This is a genomic window from Pseudomonas sp. 11/12A (assembly GCF_000800055.1).
GTDB lineage: Bacteria > Pseudomonadota > Gammaproteobacteria > Pseudomonadales > Pseudomonadaceae > Aquipseudomonas > Aquipseudomonas mohnii.
In genome coordinates this window covers 2,228,930-2,245,991 of sequence record NZ_JUGV01000001.1, presented here as the reverse complement: position 1 = coordinate 2,245,991, position 17,062 = coordinate 2,228,930, and the positions used below count along the sequence as shown (strand labels likewise).

13 protein-coding genes and 1 pseudogene are annotated in these 17,062 nt (G+C 59.0%); 3 read left to right on the top strand and 11 right to left on the bottom strand.

The window, feature by feature from the left end; all coding sequences use genetic code 11:
* Positions 1 to 49: 49 nt before the first annotated feature.
* The 3 genes from GQ39_RS10340 (at position 50) to GQ39_RS10330 (ending at position 3,677) form a co-directional block, all read left to right on the top strand.
* A complete protein-coding gene (locus tag GQ39_RS10340; RefSeq protein WP_047529497.1) occupies positions 50 to 1,708 on the top strand; it encodes an arylsulfatase in 1,659 nt (552 codons plus the stop codon).
* Positions 1,709 to 1,872: 164 nt separating this feature from the next.
* A complete protein-coding gene (locus GQ39_RS10335) occupies positions 1,873 to 2,892 on the top strand; it encodes an HAD family hydrolase (protein WP_047529495.1) in 1,020 nt (339 codons plus the stop codon).
* Between the two features lie 50 nt (positions 2,893 to 2,942).
* Positions 2,943 to 3,677 (top strand): hypothetical protein, encoded by a 735-nt coding sequence (locus GQ39_RS10330; RefSeq protein WP_090462088.1) that lies wholly within the window; start codon positions 2,943 to 2,945, stop codon positions 3,675 to 3,677.
* Positions 3,678 to 3,993: 316 nt separating this feature from the next.
* Here the strand turns inward: GQ39_RS10330 and GQ39_RS10325 are convergent.
* From GQ39_RS10325 to GQ39_RS10275, 11 genes and pseudogenes are all read right to left on the bottom strand, one after another.
* A pseudogene (locus tag GQ39_RS10325) lies at positions 3,994 to 4,254 on the bottom strand (tyrosine-type recombinase/integrase); the annotation flags it as partial.
* Between the two features lie 98 nt (positions 4,255 to 4,352).
* Complete coding sequence (locus tag GQ39_RS10320) at positions 4,353 to 4,787, bottom strand: DUF2721 domain-containing protein (protein WP_047538702.1); 435 nt, start codon at positions 4,785 to 4,787, stop codon at positions 4,353 to 4,355.
* Positions 4,788 to 5,595: 808 nt separating this feature from the next.
* On the bottom strand, positions 5,596 to 6,351 hold the full coding sequence (locus GQ39_RS10315) for an ABC transporter ATP-binding protein (RefSeq protein WP_047529493.1): 756 nt from the start codon (positions 6,349 to 6,351) through the stop codon (positions 5,596 to 5,598).
* On the bottom strand, positions 6,345 to 7,406 hold the full coding sequence (locus GQ39_RS10310; protein ID WP_047529491.1) for a FecCD family ABC transporter permease: 1,062 nt from the start codon (positions 7,404 to 7,406) through the stop codon (positions 6,345 to 6,347). Before GQ39_RS10310 ends, GQ39_RS10315 begins: the two co-directional genes overlap by 7 nt.
* Positions 7,403 to 8,584 carry an ABC transporter substrate-binding protein gene (locus GQ39_RS10305; protein WP_047529489.1) on the bottom strand — a complete coding sequence of 394 codons (1,182 nt, stop codon included), beginning with the start codon at positions 8,582 to 8,584 and terminating at the stop codon, positions 7,403 to 7,405. Before GQ39_RS10305 ends, GQ39_RS10310 begins: the two co-directional genes overlap by 4 nt.
* 61 nt (positions 8,585 to 8,645) lie before the next feature.
* On the bottom strand, positions 8,646 to 11,060 hold the full coding sequence (locus tag GQ39_RS10300; RefSeq protein WP_047529488.1) for a TonB-dependent receptor: 2,415 nt from the start codon (positions 11,058 to 11,060) through the stop codon (positions 8,646 to 8,648).
* Between the two features lie 99 nt (positions 11,061 to 11,159).
* On the bottom strand, positions 11,160 to 12,137 hold the full coding sequence (locus tag GQ39_RS10295) for a FecR domain-containing protein (RefSeq protein ID WP_047529486.1): 978 nt from the start codon (positions 12,135 to 12,137) through the stop codon (positions 11,160 to 11,162).
* Complete coding sequence (locus GQ39_RS10290; protein ID WP_047529484.1) at positions 12,138 to 12,653, bottom strand: sigma-70 family RNA polymerase sigma factor; 516 nt, start codon at positions 12,651 to 12,653, stop codon at positions 12,138 to 12,140.
* 83 nt (positions 12,654 to 12,736) lie between these two features.
* Complete coding sequence (locus tag GQ39_RS10285; RefSeq protein ID WP_047529482.1) at positions 12,737 to 13,921, bottom strand: aminotransferase class V-fold PLP-dependent enzyme; 1,185 nt, start codon at positions 13,919 to 13,921, stop codon at positions 12,737 to 12,739.
* A 16-nt stretch (positions 13,922 to 13,937) separates the two neighbouring features.
* On the bottom strand, positions 13,938 to 15,182 hold the full coding sequence (locus GQ39_RS10280; protein ID WP_047529480.1) for an MFS transporter: 1,245 nt from the start codon (positions 15,180 to 15,182) through the stop codon (positions 13,938 to 13,940).
* Between the two features lie 13 nt (positions 15,183 to 15,195).
* The gene (locus GQ39_RS10275) at positions 15,196 to 17,046 is read right to left on the bottom strand and encodes an IucA/IucC family protein (protein WP_047529479.1); all 1,851 of its coding nucleotides are present in this window, start codon (positions 17,044 to 17,046) and stop codon (positions 15,196 to 15,198) included.
* Positions 17,047 to 17,062: the final 16 nt, after the last annotated feature.

Sequence of the window (17,062 nt, the reverse complement as noted above, 5' to 3'; positions counted from 1 at the left end):
CGCGTTGTTGGGTGAGCAAAGGATCAGCTTTTGAGAAAGGAAACCAGGCATGAAAAGGCTCCCATGCTTCTCCAGGTTTTACTTTGCTTGTTCATTGCTGATAGCGATGAACGGTGTTGTCCAGGCAGCACAAACCGAAAAACCCAATATTCTGTTTATCGTCTCCGACGATACTGGCTATGGAGATTTGGGCCCCTACGGAGGGGGGGTAGGTCGAGGCATGCCGACGCCGAGCATTGATGAACTCGCCGCAGAAGGCACCACCTTTTACTCGTTTTATGCTCAACCCAGTTGCACACCGGGCCGGGCTGCCATGCAAACCGGGCGCATCCCCAACCGGAGCGGCATGACCACGGTAGCCTTTCAGGGTCAGGGTGGTGGCTTGCCAGCAGCGGAATGGACACTGGCATCAGTACTCAAAACCGGTGGTTACGACACCTATTTCACCGGCAAGTGGCACTTGGGCGAAGACGATTACGCGCTACCCAATGCTCAAGGTTACGACGTAATGAAGTACGTCGGCCTGTATCACCTGAACGCTTACACCTACGCGGACCCTACCTGGTTCCCGGACATGGATGATGAAACCCGAGCGATGTTTGCCAAAGTGACGAAGGGCGCGTTGTCGGCCAAAGCCGGGGAAAAGCCGGTTGAGGAGTTCAAGATCAACGGTCAGTACGTAGACACGCCGGTCATTGATGGCAAACCCGGTGTGGTCGGCATTCCGTTCTTTGACAACTATGTGGAAAAAGCCACGCTGGAATTTCTCGACACCGCGTCAAAATCCAATAAACCGTTCTTCATCAACGTCAACTTCATGAAAGTACACCAGCCGAACTTGCCGGCACCGGAGTTTGTGCACAAGTCGATCTCCAAGACTAAATATGCCGACTCAATCGTCGAACTCGATACCCGCATTGGCCGCATCATGGACAAGCTAAAAGCGCTGGGTCTGGATAAAAACACCCTGGTGGTTTACACCACCGATAACGGCGCTTGGCAGGATGTTTATCCGGACGCTGGCTACACGCCCTTCCGTGGTACCAAAGGCACGGTGCGTGAAGGTGGCAACCGGGTTCCGGCGATCATGGCTTGGCCGGGTAAAATCAAACCGAACACCAAAAATCACGACATTATGGGCGGCCTAGACCTGATGGCGACCTTCGCCTCCGTGGCTGGGGTCAAGCTGCCGGACAAGGATCGCGAAGGCAAACCGATCATCTTCGACAGCTATGACATGACCCCGGTGCTGCTCGGTACCGGCCCTGATCCTCGCAAAGAGTGGTTCTACTTCACCGAGAACGAACTGTCCCCAGGGGCTGCCCGTGTCGGCAACTACAAGGCGGTGTTCAACCTGCGTGGCGACAATGGCGCCGTGACGGGCGGTCTGGCCGTCGACACCAACCAGGGTTGGAAGGGGCCAACCAAATACGTAGCAACCGTGCCGCAAGTATTCGACTTGCTGCAAGATCCACAGGAACGCTATGACATTTTCATGAACAACTACACCGAGCATACCTGGACGATGGTGCCTATCAGCACAGCAATTGCGAAGCTGATGAAAACCTATGTTCAGTATCCTCCTCGCAAACTGCAAAGCATGAGCTACGACGGCCCGATCGAATTGTCCAAGTACCAGAAATTCCAGTCAGTGCGCGACGACCTTGAAAAAGAAGGCATCAAGATTCAGATCCCAGCTGACAACTGAAACCGCCGTGGTGACCTTGGCCGAGGTCGCGAATTGCATCTCGTCCACCGCGTAATCAGGGGGGATTCAACATCGGTTACCAACCCCTGATTGCGTGGCACCCATGTGTTGAGTTCAGGCCATATTGGCTGAAGGACTTCCCTAAAATCTGACAGGACGTGTCCATGAAAACTGTACGTTCACTTAGATTCCTCTTCATCACGCTTGTTGGCGCGTTGGTGCTCGCTACAAACATCGCCCATGCTGCTGATCCGTTGCCCTTGTGGCACGACGGGATTGCCAAGCAATCCATCGTAGACTTCGTGGAGAAGGTGACAAAACCGGGCTCACCAGACTTTGTGCCGGCCGCTGAACGCATCGCTACTTTCGACAACGACGGCACGCTCTGGTGCGAGCAGCCGATGCCCGTTCAGCTTTACTTCGCGCTTGACCGTGTAAAAGCACTTGCGCCACAGCATCCCGAGTGGAAGACACAGGAACCCTTTAGCTCATTGCTCAAGGGGGATCTGAAAACAGCGCTCGCCGGAGGAGACCACGCCTTACTGGAACTCATCATGGCCACGCATGCCGGCATGACTACTGTGGAGTTTGAGCAGGTGGTCAAGGATTGGCTTGCCACCGCAACGCATCCAAAAACTGGCAAGCACTACACAGAAATGGTTTATCAGCCGATGCTCGAAGTGCTCGCTTATCTGCGCGAGAACGGCTTTAAGACTTACATTGTCTCTGGCGGTGGCATTGAGTTCATGCGTGTGTGGACGGAGCAGGTTTACGGAGTGCCTCCAGAACAGGTCGTCGGCAGTAGCATCAAGACGCAGTTTGAACTGCGTGACGGAAAACCGGTGATAGTGCGATTGCCTGAGTTGAACTTCATTGACGACAAGGGCGGAAAGCCCGTCGGCATCAACCAGTTTATTGGCCGGCGCCCGATTGCCGCATTTGGCAATTCGAGTGGCGATCAAGAAATGCTGGAGTACACGCAGGGCGGCAAGGGCGCGCGGCTTATGCTACTGGTCCTGCATGATGATGCGACGCGCGAATATGCCTACGGCCCGGCTCGCGGACTGCCAGATGTGAAACTTGGTGCCTTCCCTGCCGCGCTAGATGAGCAGGCGAAAAATCAGGGGTGGATCGTGGTCAGCATGAAGGACGACTGGAAACGTATTTTTGCCTTCGACAAATAATTAATGTTAGCCCCCGCCAATAATCTGCAAACGAAGAGAGGAATACAGCCATGCAACTCATGACGAAGAACCTCAAACCTTTTGTGTTGAAAGGCTTGATGGCTTGCGCCTTGGTGATTTTGGGTGCGACTGCGCATGCTCAGCAAGCAACACCTGCGGTCACGGCCATCGACATCCTGCTTGAGCCGGACAATACGATGCTCCAGCACTCGCAAGCCGTGAATGACCGCCTGCTCAAAGTTTTCCCGAAGGGCTTTGCGCTGGACGCCACACACCGCCCCCACATCACCTTGGTACAGCGTTTCGTCCTCACCGAGAATCTTGAAAAAGTGTATGCCGCCGTCGGTAAAGTCTTCGCCAGCACCAATGTGACCGGCCTGAAGTTGGAAGCTATCAAGTATTACTACATACCAGACAAAGACCTTGGCCTCTCGGGCATTGTCATCAAGCCAACTCCCGAATTGATCAAACTGGAAATGCAGGTGATCGACGCGGTGGCCCCGTTCACGGTGAAAACTGGAACCTCAGCCGCGTTCGTCACCGGCGACGTTCCTGAGGTCCTCCCTGCCTTGATCACTTACGTTTCGGACTTCGTGCCTAAGTCTTCTGGCGAGAACTACCATCCGCACGTCACCACCGGCCTTGCACCCAGAGAGTACCTGGACAAGATGATCGCCGAACCGTTTGATACGTTCACGTTCTCGCCAGCAGGTGCGGCGGTGTACCAGCTTGGGCACTTCGGCACGGCAGCGAAGAAACTCCACCAGTTCGATCTGAAACCTTGAGCTGTTTAAGCCATGGAACCAAGCTTCTATTACTTGCGATCCCTATTGGTAAAGGCCGCAGCCATTTCCTGAAATTTCGGCAACAAACGCAACGTCTGCGTCAACAAACACATAGAGATTTAACTTGGACGCAGTGTGCAAAATCAGGATGGCTGGCAGCAGGACTGAAGCATTCAGACGGATTCCCCACGGCTGATGACTGACTTCACTGCCAATTTTGTTTATCGAGAGGCGCTCAAGTTGGGGCAGTACGGGCAATGGATGTCCGCTTTGGGCCGGAAAGCGACGGTCGGGCCCAGACCGTCGCCGTGGATGATTAGACTTCTGTTTGCTCTGCCATTTCTAGAGCATCGTCTACCTCGATGCCCAAGTACCTGACAGTGCTTTCGAGCTTCGTATGACCAAGCAACAGTTGAACTGCTCTCAAATTCTTGGTCCTGCGATAGATCAAAGATGCTTTGCTTCGCCGTAGCGTGTGGGTACCGTACATCGTCGGATCAAGTCCAATGGCTGTTACCCATGCTTTGACTATTCGAGCGTATTGCCTGGTGGAGAGATGATCTGAGCCATGCAATCGCCCATAGCGGACTATCAGAGATGTCCCGAAGTCAGGGGGAATTCGTCGTGTCAGGAGGTAGTGCCTCGGGGGCTCCGGACATCAAGAATTTGAATCGGTCAAAGGTGTTCATCCGCCGCACTGACACTGATTTTAGCTTCTTGGGCGAAGCGAAACAGACCTACACCTAGGAAGAATGTGGCGACTATAAAAAGAAGGCCGGCACCATAGGCGTACTTGAAGCCCATGAACTCAGTTAAAAAGATGATAGCGAGCAGCAGGGTGGCGCAAAGACCGCCGCGCAGAGAAGACAGGATTCCAGCGTTCAATAAGTTAGCCCGCCGCCTCAATCTCTCCAGATCAGCCCTGAGATGCGCACGCCTCGGGTCGTCTTCGGGGATCGCATTGAGTACCCGTGTACGGTCGATGACAGCTGATAATCTCGAAGTCATTAACGAAACGAACGCAGCTATTGCACCGAGGAAAAACGTCGGGGCTGTTGCTTGTGAAAAGATCTGCGACAACCGCACAGCGTCAGGAATGAATTCGTTCAATTTAGGGATCACCCAATAGTAATAGTTTGAGTATTTGCAATTCTCCATTTGACATATTCGCGGTCAAAAGGTGGGGTGCACCCTGTTATCAGGTAGGGGACTCAGTACAGTCTTGGGGGTCGAGTTTTGCTGACAACAGGGCACCAACGTCAGGCTAGGCCTGCAAGTTGGTCGGAGCGCCCTGTCGTACAGCGTAGAGCAGCTCAGGAGACTTTCCACAGTGAGTATGCGGACAGTCTGGAAGAACCGACTTTTTCAACACAATCGGCCGTTTTCTGCCTGTCGTGATCGGCTCAAAACGACCCATAAGAGACATTCACCGCATGGTGTAGGGGGCTGCGGTGCTGTGTATTGGGGACGGTTAATGGCGTAAGAGTAAAATCACGCGGGAGATTGTTCCTTTTTCCAGCGTTGACTCCACCTCGATTTCCCCGCCATGACCTCCCACAATCTGAGCCGCTATGAATAGTCCCAGCGCTATTCCCTCACGCCCTGGGGAGCCGTGCCGTATCGGGCAGTGCGTACGGAAGGCGTGGCGCGAGGGCGGGTCTGGCTGTGCTGGGGCGGCGTCCGAATGGACGGCGCCAGACGCTCAGCGGGATTGAAAAAGCAAAGCCCCGGCGGTTCGCAATCGCCGGGGCTTCTATTTTCCCCCACATCCCTTAATGCATGGAGAACGTGGGCGCAATGGTATCAACGCCAGCGCAATGAATCACTCCGACTAACGACTACACAACTCATCTATCCAACCCGACGCGGGCGATTTTTTTCGCCTGAAGAAAAGTCATGACTGGCCGCACATCCGACGTTAAACGATGTCGTCGATAAGAATGTGATGCAGTCCGCGACTACATTGTTCTATTCGCGCTTCGACCTTGTAAACGTTGCGCAACATTTGCTCGGTAATCACCTCGAAGCTAGGGCCGCTGCCTTGCGCGGTGCCCTCAGCGATGACCAGCACCTGATCAGCAAACCGCAGTGCCTGATTCAAATCGTGGATGGCGATGAACACGATCACCTCGCGTTGGCGGGCCAGTGTGCGCATGAAGTTAAGCACCTGCACCTGACGATGCATGTCCAGGGCGCTGGTCGGCTCGTCCATCAGCAGGATTTCTGGCTCGCGCACCAGGGTTTGCGCGATGGACACCAACTGCTGCTGCCCGCCACTGAGTTCACCGAGGTTGCGAAAGGACAATCCGGTGATGCCCAACGCCGCGAGAATCTCATCGACCAGTTTCAACTCATCATCGTGTACGACCCAGCCCGGCGTCAGTTGCTTGCGCGCCAGCAGCACCGACTCATACACCGTCAACCGCGCACTGGCGTTCAGGCCCTGCGGCATATAGCTGATGCCTGTCGGACCTTTTTTCGAGTCCTGCAAAATCACCTGTCCGGGTCCGTCGATCAGCCCGGCGATGCGTTTGAACAGCGTCGATTTGCCAGCGGCGTTGGGACCGACCACGGCGACCACCTGACCGCCGGAAAATACGGTAGACGACACACCGCTAATGATCTCGCGCTGCCCATAGCGGGCACCGAGATTGTCCAGCTGCAGCTTCACCATGCGTTTTTCTTCCCGCCGAGAATCAGAGATATGAAGAACGGTACGCCGATCAGCGACGTGACCACGCCGATGGGGAATATCGCGCCGGGGATCAGGGTTTTGCTGACCACCGAGCTGGCCGAGAGGATCAATGATCCGGTCAGCAACGAGGCGGGCAGGAAGAAGCGCTGGTCTTCACCGATCAACAGGCGGGCGATGTGCGGGCCGACCAGTCCGATAAAACCGATGGTGCCGACGAACGCCACGGGAAACGAGGCCAGCAGGCTGACCATGATCAGTGTCTGAAAACGCAGCCTGCGCACGTTGATGCCGAAACTGGCGGCCTTGTCGTCGCCCAGGCGCAGGGCGGTCAAAGCCCAGGCGCGTTTGGCGAAGATCGGCAAGGTGATGAGGATCACCAGACAGATCACCCCGAGTTTTGGCCAGGTGGCTTTGGTCAGGCTGCCCATCGTCCAGAACACCACGGCGGCAACCGCTTGCTCGGTGGCGAAGAACTGCACCAGTGCCAACAGCGCGTTAAAGGTGAACACCAGTGCAATGCCGAGCAGCACAATGGTTTCGGCGGTGACGCCACGACGCATGCTCAGGAAATGGATCAACAGCGCCGAGAGCATGGCCATGATGAACGCATTGAGCGGCACCATGAATTGCGCCGCCAGCGGGAACAGCGCGACACCGAACGCCAGTCCCAACGCGGCGCCGAAACCGGCGGCTGCGGAAATGCCCAGGGTGAACGGGCTGGCCAGCGGGTTGTTGAGGATGGTCTGCATCTGTGCGCCGGCCAGTGACAGCGCCGCCCCGACGGCAACGGCCATCAGCGCCACCGGTAGACGAATGTCCCACATCACCACGCGAACCTGCGTCGATGCGCTGTCCGGCGAAAACAACGCGCCGATGACTTCGCTGAAGCTGTAGCTCGCCGGCCCCAGCGCCAGGTCGAGCAGCACACTGCATGACAACAGGGCCACCAGCCCCGCAAGGATCAAGCGCTTGCGCAACACCAGGCGGCGATAGGTCTCGCGCTGTACGACCACGGCGTCAGTCAACGAACTCATGGTTTGACCTCCGGTTGCGGCAAGCTGACAAAGTAGCCGGACTCATAGGGCACGGGCAGGAAGCGTTCATGCAGTTCGCGAAATGACGCCTCCGGATCGAGATCGGCAAACAGTTCGGGATGGAACCATTTCGCCAATTGCTGGATGGCCACGAACTGATAGGGGCTGTTGTAGAACTGATGCCAGATGGCGTGAAACGCCTGGTTGTCCTGAGCCTTGATGCCGGCGTAGGCCGGACGCTGTGTGTACCAGGCGAGTTTTTTCCGTGCCAGGGTCATGTCGGCGCCAGGACCGACGCCGACCCAATGGCCGCCGGGGGCAAAGGCTTCCCAGTTGGCGGTGGTGATCACCACATGGGCCGGGTTGGCGACAATGACTTGCTCGGGATTCAACTGGCCGAACGTGGTGGGAATGATGCGCCGGGCGATGTTGTTGCCACCGGCCATCTCGACGAACAGACCGAAGTTCTCGTTGCCGAAACTCAGGCAGCAATCATCGGTGTAGCCACCGATTCGCTCGATGAACACGCTGGGACGCGGTGGGTGATTTTTCTCGATGACGTCGGTGACGCGATGAATCTGCCGGTTGCGGAAATCGATGAAGGCTTCGGCGCGCTGTTCCTTTGCGAACAGTTGACCGAACAGGCGCATGGTCGGCTCGGTGTTCTGCATCGGGTTGTTACGGAAGTCGACGTACACCACCGGAATGCCCAGCGCGTCGAGCTTTTCGATGTAGCGTGCATCTTCAGTGGCGTGCTGTGCCTCGATGTTGAGGATGATCACGTCCGGGCGCTGGGAAATGGCCTGCTCGATGTCGAAGGTGCCGTCTTCAAAACCGCCGAAGGTGGGGATTTTGGCGATGCCGGGAAATGTGCGCAGGTACGCGTTGTAGGTGTCCGGATCAGACTGGATCAGGTCCTTGCGCCAGCCGACGATGCGCGCGATCGGGTTTTGCACATCGAGGGCGGCGACCAGATACAACTGTCGACCTTCGCCAAGGATGACGCGCCTGACCGGCAGGTGAACCTTGACCTTGCGCCCCAGCAGATCGGTCACCTCGGTGCGCGCCGTGTCCGCCTCGGCGGCGTGCGCAGGGCGCGGTACCCAGGAAAACAGCCCCAGCAGTCCTGCCAGTAGCAGTGCAACCCATGCGTAGCTGCGTCTATCGAAAATCACCATGGTCAAAGCCTTTGCAAAGTCAGATCGGTCGACGGTTCACACCGTCAGCCGGCTGAACGTTTCAGAAATCGACAGTTGCCGACAGTAATAAAGTGCGCGGTGAACCTTGGGAAAACGCGCCGTAGGAGGCCACGCCCGACCAGTACGCCTGGTCGAACACGTTCTGCACGGTGGCGCGAAACGTGGTCGGTCGCTCATCGATGAGCGTGGTGTAGCGCGCGCCGACGTCGAAGCGGGTCCAGTCATCCAGTTTCTGGGTGTTGGCCTGGTTGACGTACTGGCTACCGGTATGGATCGCGCCAGCGGTCAGCGTCAGTCCCTCCAGCCACGAGGTATCCCGTTCGGCCCACAGGTTGGCTTGCACTTCGGGTACGCCAACCGGTTTATTGCCACGGTTGCCAGCCACCGAGGTTTTGCTCAGTTGTGCATCGAGCAGGGTCACGCCACCGAGCAATCGCGTGCCTGGAGCGACTTCGCCGAACACATTCAGTTCCAGGCCGCGATTGCGCTGTTGGCCCTGCACCGCAAACACCCCGGAGGCCAGTTCCCCGCTGGGTTTGGTGATCTGGAACAGGGAAAGGGTGGAGGTGAAGGTGCCGTAGTCGGCCTTGACGCCGAGTTCGTGCTGACGGGAAACATAAGGGGCAAAGATCTCGCCGGCGTTCGAGGCGGTGGACGGCGCAATGTCGCCCTTGCTCAGGCCTTCGATGTAGTTGTAGTAGAACGAAACGTGATCCCAGGGCTTGATGACCGCGCCGTACAGCGGCGTGGTCCGGCCATCATCGTAGGACGTGGTGACCACCCCGGTGGCGTTGAAGTTGTCGGATTTGATGTTCTGCCGGCGTACGCCGACGGTTAGCTGCACCCGGTCATCGAGTACCGACAGTGTGTCCGCCAGCGCCACGCCGGTCAGTTCGCTTTCGGATACTTTCGGCGTGTCCGGCTTGGGGATGTACGGCTTTGGCCGATCCACCGGGTGATAGATGTTCGACAGGATCGGCGCGCCGGAAATGATCCCGCGCGACAGCACATCGCGATAACGGCTGACTTGCAGGGCGGTGCGATGACTGACCGGCCCGGTGTCGAAACGCAGGCGTGCACCGGCGTCGAGGGTGTATCGCTCGACTTCGAACTTGTAATAGCCCGGAATCGATGACGTATCGCCGGCGGCATTAATGAGGGTCGGCGTCTGGTCGGACATCCGCGCGACATCCGACTGGCCGCCGCCGGCATGGGCGAAAACAGTCAGTGCGTCGCTCACGTCGTATTCGCCACTGAGCAGGGCGGATTTGTCCCGAGTTCGCGACCAGCCCCATGCCTGGCTCACATTGATACGGCCATTGGCCGCCGAGGGAATGTCCACGCCCGAGGCGATCAGGAAGGGGCGCGAAGCAGCGTCAAAACGTTCTTCCTGATTGAGCCAGTCGAAGCTGGTACGCAGGCGATCGCCTTGATAGTCAAGGGACAGGGCACCGATATCGACATGCCGCGATTGATCGTCGATCGCGGTGTTGCCCAGTTGGGTGCTGCCATTGAGGCGCAGGCCGAAGCGACGTTCTTCACCGAAGCGTCGACTCACGTCGAGGTGCCCGCCAAGCTGCGAGTCCATGGCGTAGCTGGCGGTGAAACGGGTCAGGTCTTCATCGAGAGAGCGCTTGGGCACCACGTTGATGACACCGCCGACTGCGCTGTTGGGCGACATGCCATAGAGCAGGGCACCGGGGCCTTTGACCAGTTCGATACGCTCGGCGTACTCGGTGAATACCCGGTAGTTGGGCGCGACACCGTAGACGCCGTCGAACGCCAATTCACCGAGGTTGCCTTCACCGACGGGAAAACCACGGATGAAAAACGAGTCGACGATGCCCCCGGTCTGCCCCGTGGAACGCACCGAGGAGTCGCGCTCCAGTACATCGCCGACGGTGACGGCCTGTTGATCCTTGATCAGCGCCGAGGTGTAGGTGCTGACGCTGAACGGAGCATCCATCACGTCGGTATTGCCGAGAATGCCCAGACGGCTGCCGCTGGCCACCTGGCCACCGACATACACCTGCGGCAGAGCATCGGCGCGTTGGTCGGTACCGATGACTGCCGTCTCATCCAGCGTCACCCGGCGCTGCACCAGCGTGTAGCTGCCATCGCTGTGCAACACCATGTCCAGGCCACTGCCGTCCAGCAAGCGAGTGACGGCGTCTTGCGCGGTGAAATGGCCGATCAGTGCAGGGCTGGTCAGGCCTTCGGTCAGGGAAGGCTGAAACGACAGCGCAATACCGGCCTCGACGGCAACGCTGGAAAGGGTGGCGCCCAGCGGCCCGGAGGGAATGTCGTAGGCACGGACCGCGACAGAGTCCAGTTGGACAGGCACGACGGCCAAGGCAAACGGGCAAACGACACCGATCAGGACAAGGCTGAGCAACGCACTGCGAATCACTGGTTTGAACTGACGATCCGGGCGCAGGAGGCGTGCAGCAGGCATGAATGGATGGACCTATAAACAGGACGGTAAAGTGCTTCTCCCCCATAGCCAGTCGAGATCAAAAAAAGTATCACCGGTGCGGCAATATTTTTCGGCGACTCAAGTGGGGGAAAGCATGACCCAGAAGCCATTCAAATGGCCGCTGACATGGATCGGGTAGGTGTGCGCCAGCATGTTCAAGGTGCGCTGGGTGTCGCTGATGGGGTAGGCACCGGAAATGCGCAGATCGGCAATGGCCGGGTCGAGGCGCACAACACCACGGTGATAGCGCGTCAACTCGTCGACGAAGTCAGCCAGGCGCATCTTGTCCGCCATCAACATGCCTTGCGTCCAGTCGCCGGCGGAGCGGTCGGCGACGCTGACCTGGCCGAAGGTGCTGGAAGAAAAATCGGTGCGTTGCCCGGCACCGATGATCAGCGGTGTTCCCTTGCGATCATCTGCCAGATCCACCTTCACAGCGCCTTCCAGGACGGCAAGGCGAGTGCGTGATTGCAGTTCGCGAACGGTGAAGCGCGTGCCCAACGCTTGCAGGCGGCCCTGGCGGGTGCTGACCAGGAACGGCCGGGGTGACGGTGAATTGTCCGGCGCGGTCTGCACCAGTATTTCGCCTTCGCGCAGGTGTATATGGCGTTGGTTGGCGTCGAACAGCACGTCGATGGCAGTGTCGGTGTTCAGGGTGATTTTCGAACCGTCGGCCAGGGTCAGTTCGCGTCGCTGGCCGACAGCGGTGCGATAGTCGGCCGACCATTGTCGGGACTCTGCGAGCTTCCAGCTGGCCCAGCCAACCGGCAGGATCGCCAGGATCATGGCCAGTTTGCCCAGCGCCGCACGGCGTTCCGGGCTGTTTGGGCGGTCAAGCGCCGACATCGCCAGCGACGGTGGCAGCCCGCCGAGTTTACTCTGCAACAACTGCGCTCGCGCCCAGGCCCGGCCGCGCTCGGGGGTGCTGGCTTTCCAGCAGTCCCATTCGGCGCGTTCACTGTCACTCAGTTCGCCCTCACTCAAGCGGATCAGCCAGTCGGCCGCTTCTTCCAGGGCCTGTTGATCGGGGGGCGGCGCGTTGCGACGTGTGAGCATTCATTCCACCAGCAACAGGCATTGCACGAAGGCTTGCTTCATGTAGCGTTTGACGGTGATCAGCGAGACGCCCAGTTGCGAGGCAATGTCGTCATACTTCAGGCCGCTGATCTGCGAGAGCAGAAACGCACGTTTGACCAGTGGCGGCAGCGCGTCGAGCATCGCGTCGATTTCGTGCAGGGTCTCCAGAACCATGAAGCGCGACTCCGGCGAAGGCACTTCTGGCGCAGGCAAGTGAGAGAGGGCATCCAGGTAGGCGCGTTCCAGGGCCTTGCGTTGATACCAGTTGACCAGAATGCCCTTGGCCACGCAGCTCAGGTAGGCGCGGGGCTGTTCGATGACGGTGACCTGGGAGGCGAGGATACGGGTGAAGGTGTCCTGCGCGAGATCCGCCGCGTCCATGGCGTTACCCAGTTTTTTTCTCAGCGTCGCGTACAGCCAGCCGTGATGGCCGCTGTACAGGGCTTCGATCGCGCGCAGGTGATGGTCGTTATTCGCGGGAAGGGTTTCGCTCATGGCTGCAGCTTTATGCAATTGAGAAGTATTCCCAATTCTAGTTTGCAACCCGGCTGCGACGCAAGCGCCGATTGGTATCCCCGTCAGGCGCTCGGCAGACAGCTCAGTGCGGCGATCATCGTGTCGATTTCCGCTTCGGTGTTGTAGGCATGAAGCGAAGCGCGATTGACCTCCAGCAAGTCCCTGTCCTGCATATCGATCAAGGTCGAACGGAAGGTCGAGGTCGTCACGTTGATGCGCTTGTCCTGTGCCGCCAGCCACTGTTGAACCTGCGCGGCGCTGCTGCCCTGATGAGTGAATGTCACGATGCCTGATGTGAGGCTGCCGACGTCGCGCGGTGTGACGCCCGGGATATCCGCCAGGCGCTGACGCAGGTAGGCGGCCAATTGTTGAATTCGCAACCACATGGGGTCCACGCCCTGGGCCAGTGCGTATTGCACCGCCGCACCCAGGCCCAGTTTGGCGGCGACATTGCACTCCCAGTTCTCGAATCGGCGGGCATCGGCGCGGATTTCGAAGGTATCGGATGTCTGCAGCGATGCGGCGTGCAGGTCGAGAAAGACCGGTTCGAGGTTCTGGCACAAGGACCTTTCGACATACAGGAATCCCATGCCCCGCGGTCCGCGCAGGTACTTGCGGCTGGTGGCCGCGAGCATGTGGCAACCGATTTTCTGCACATCGATCGGCATCTGTCCGACCCCCTGGCAGGCATCCAGCAGAAACAGCACGCCGGCAGCGCGGGCCAGGGCGCCAATCTGTTCGACCGGTTGCACGGGACCGCCGTTGGTGGTGATCACGGGCAAGGCGATCAACGCGACGCGCTCGTCCTCGAGCATTGTTTTCAGTGCCGGCAATGACACTTGGCCATGCTCATCGTTGGCAATGACGCGGATTTCAATGCCGCGCTGCTGCTTCAGTTGCAGGTAAGGAATGTAGTTGCCGGCATATTCGGTGGTCGAGGTCAGCACCACATCGCCCGCTTGCAGCGGCAATGAATAAAAGGCCATGTCCCAGGCGCGGGTCGCGTTCTCGATCACGGCGATTTCGTCCGGCTGAGCGTTGATCAGCCGGGCGATGGCGCCATACACGTTTTCCAGTTCGGCCGAACATTGCGCGGCCGCTTCATACCCGCCAAGGCGTGCTTCGAGCTGGAGGTGGCGGGTCACGGTGTCGATCACCGGCGTCGGCATCAGCGCCGCGCCGGCATTGTTGAAGTGGATCAGTTGCGCGACAGCGGGCGTATCGGCGCGCAGTTGTTCAATGTTCAAAGCACGAACTCCTTGATCAATCCCCCGGCGGGGCATGGCTCGGTTGCATGACCGCCGGCCAGTGGCGCAGCGCGACAATCGGGATCAGCGCCACCCCATAGGCCAGACAAACGAACAGGTAGGTGTATTGCAGACCGTAAACCTGACTGAGCAAGCCCCCGGCTGAAATCCCCGCGATGGAGGCAAATTGCGCCGTGCCCTGGGCAATCCCCAGCACGTGACCCTGTTGCGAGCTGTCGGCGGTTTTTGAGATCAGCGCCATCAGCACCGGCGTGGTCGCACCGAGCAGCACGCCCCAGATGAAGTAAGCGACAACAAATACCAGCGGATTACGCGTGATGCCCGCCACAGCGGTCAGGGCGATGCAGCCGAGCACCACGTAAGTCAGGCGATGCAGGGTTTCCTGCTGGCCACGGTGTTCGAAATAGCGCGACCAGGCCGTGGCCGAGAGAATGAAGCCCAGCGCCAGCAAGCCGTAGCACAGGCCGACCACCGAGTGGCTGACCTCGAACACCGAGCTGACATACAGCGAGAAGGCGGTCTGCGGCAGCATCCGCGCCAGCAGCAGAATGCCCATCACACCGAGCAACGACAGCAGTGGCGAGCCCTGCCACACACTGCCTGAACGGCCGGCGGGAGTTGCCTTGTCGGCGGCCGGGGCTTTCTTCACCGGCGGCACATCGGGCAAGGTCACGGCGGCGATCACGGTGCACACCGCACACAGTGCCGAGGCGATGATGTTGATCCAGAAGAACGTCGCGTAGTCGAGGATCAATCCGCCGACCACGGCGCCGAGCAACGAACCGACATTGGTCGAGATCTGCAGGATGGCGAACAACCGCGCCCGCCGCGAAGGGGCCTCGATGCTGACGCCATAAGCCTGTGCCGGGGCGATGTAGCCGGCGAACGCGCCTTGCAAAAAACGCAGGATCAGAATGACCCAAATGTCGCTGAACAGCGCCAGCCCCAGTTGGGTCAACGACAAACCGGCGAGGGCGCGGATCATCATCAACTTGTGGCCGTAGCGATCGCCGATGCGGCCCCAGAATGCGCTGGTCAGAATAATGCCCAGCATCGGCCCGACGTACACGGCGATGCTGGCGAAGCTGAAAACCGACTCCGAAGTGGTCAGCCCACGCAGGTGGACAGGCCAGAACGGCCCGCTCATTTCCATCGCACCCATCGATACCAATTGGATCGCAAATAGAAGATAAATCAGGATTCGTACTCTTGAACCCTGGATGACACCTGCATGGGACATGAGTCAGCCTCGGTTAAACGCTAGCGAGCGGGTTGGTCAGGGTGTGTTGCAAACGATAGTTGCTGTATTGCATCAAGTGCATGCGCAGCAACGACCGGGTTGGCCATGGGTCTTCGACGAACGCTTTGTGTTCGACCTCCCACAGTGCCGGCGACACACGGTGGCGCACAGCCTCGAAGGCCAGATCGGTTTCTTCGCGCAACACTTCCCACAGCCGTGTGTTGTTCAACCCGTATTCCTTGGTCAGCCACAGCGCCATCTCGTGCAGATGCGTGAGGAACGCCGCGTCGAGCACGAACATGCGCACCGGCTCGATATCCCCGGCGAACACCGTCGGCAGAATACCCGGCTGTACGTGGGGCTGCAGGTTGTAGCCACGCTCTTCCAATAACGGAGCGTACGTGCGGCCATCGCCGAAATCGCGGATCAGGAGACTACGTGCTTTGCCGTCGGGGGAGAACAGCACCATGGTGTTTTGCTGATGCGCTTCAAGGCCGATGCCATACATCAGATAGATCGCCACCACCGGGTGGGTCACCACGGTGGCGTACTCACGGAACCATTGTTCAACCTGGATGGGGCTCGCCCGCACGCCGTCGCGCTCGATCAGATCGGTGAACAGCGGCCGACCACTGCCGGGCAAGCGGGTGAACAGTGACGCCACGGTAATCGGCAGCCAATCGTCGGCGCGCTCGAACGCTGGCTGGCTGGCGCGATAGACCACGGACAGATGACGGCCGGGATGATCGTCCTGAGTGATCGCGTTCCTGTAACGCACGCCGATTTCTTCCGGGAAGATTTCCAGACGCTGATCGAAGCCGTTTTCCGCTTCAAGAATCCTGGTGATCACCGTGCTGATGCGCGGCCCCATGTGAATCGACTTGGCTTGCAGGCTGCGCAGCTCACTGGTCATCCACACGGCGATCGGCAGCTTGATCAGCGGCGCGCAGTCGTCCAGCACCGGCATCATCGTGCGATAGGACATGGTCGGCAGGGTGGCGATATCGGGGCCGTCGGTGATCAGAATCCCTGCTTCGATTTCCGCCGCGAACGTCTTCAGTACGTAGGTCTGCAGGTGCCAGGTGTGTATCGGCAACGGCAGCCACTGGCGTTCATCCAGCCCTTTGCTGTTGAGCGAGGCTTTCCATTGTTCCCATTGCGCCGGGAAATGGCTGGCGAACCAGTCGTGGTAACTGGTCACGTGCGGCATGCTCTCGCTTTTCGCGTTGTCGGCGCGCAAAGAGGCGATACGCAACGGCACCTGGGCATTGAACTCGGGGGACAGTTGCTCGACTTCGGCATCGGTCAGGCCCGGGCGCGATTTCCAGGTCGGGTAGTACGGATGACCTTCCAGCGAACCCCACTGGTCGAGCAGGATCGCGGCGTCCTTGGTGTTGGCCTGCTGGCGCAGGTAGTCGGTGAAACTGGCGAGGCCCTGATCCCTGGCGGCCTGCTGCAACCGGGCGTTCCATTGCTGGCGATGCTGACGGGCGTGCGCGTCGTTGGTCAGGCTGTTTTCCATGTCGGCCTTCAGTCCGGCCACGCCTTCGTCGGTGGGTTCGAAGTCGAAACTGTCGCGTAGCACGTCAAGCATGTCCTGATGGCTGGTGATGACCTGGCGTACGCCTTCGTCGGTGACCAGCACCACGTCACCGTCGTTGACCACGGTGTCGGCCGGACCGTTGGCGATGTCGGAAAAGGCCAGGTGAGCACGGCCGCCCTTGAGTGGGTAAGTGGCCTGGTGGCCCTCGTCGGAAAAGCTCAGGGCCGAACGGTCGAGGATATTTTCGGCAAAAAGGCAGCGAATCAAGCGTCGCATCGCGTTTTGGCGGGAGTAGGCGATCAGTGTCTTGAAGTCATCCATATCAGCGGTCTGCTCG

Bases quoted from the DNA above. Each gene is read 5' to 3' on its own strand.
- GQ39_RS10340 (WP_047529497.1), top strand. From the start codon at position 50: ATGAAAAGGCTCCCATGCTTCTCCAGGTTTTACTTTGCTTGTTCATTG.
- GQ39_RS10335 (WP_047529495.1), top strand. From the start codon at position 1,873: ATGAAAACTGTACGTTCACTTAGATTCCTCTTCATCACGCTTGTTGGC.
- GQ39_RS10330 (WP_090462088.1), top strand. From the start codon at position 2,943: ATGCAACTCATGACGAAGAACCTCAAACCTTTTGTGTTGAAAGGCTTG.
- GQ39_RS10315 (WP_047529493.1), bottom strand. From the start codon at position 6,351: ATGGTGAAGCTGCAGCTGGACAATCTCGGTGCCCGCTATGGGCAGCGC.
- GQ39_RS10310 (WP_047529491.1), bottom strand. From the start codon at position 7,406: ATGAGTTCGTTGACTGACGCCGTGGTCGTACAGCGCGAGACCTATCGC.
- GQ39_RS10305 (WP_047529489.1), bottom strand. From the start codon at position 8,584: ATGGTGATTTTCGATAGACGCAGCTACGCATGGGTTGCACTGCTACTG.
- GQ39_RS10300 (WP_047529488.1), bottom strand. From the start codon at position 11,060: ATGCCTGCTGCACGCCTCCTGCGCCCGGATCGTCAGTTCAAACCAGTG.
- GQ39_RS10295 (WP_047529486.1), bottom strand. From the start codon at position 12,137: ATGCTCACACGTCGCAACGCGCCGCCCCCCGATCAACAGGCCCTGGAA.
- GQ39_RS10290 (WP_047529484.1), bottom strand. From the start codon at position 12,653: ATGAGCGAAACCCTTCCCGCGAATAACGACCATCACCTGCGCGCGATC.
- GQ39_RS10280 (WP_047529480.1), bottom strand. From the start codon at position 15,182: ATGTCCCATGCAGGTGTCATCCAGGGTTCAAGAGTACGAATCCTGATT.
- GQ39_RS10275 (WP_047529479.1), bottom strand. From the start codon at position 17,046: ATGGATGACTTCAAGACACTGATCGCCTACTCCCGCCAAAACGCGATG.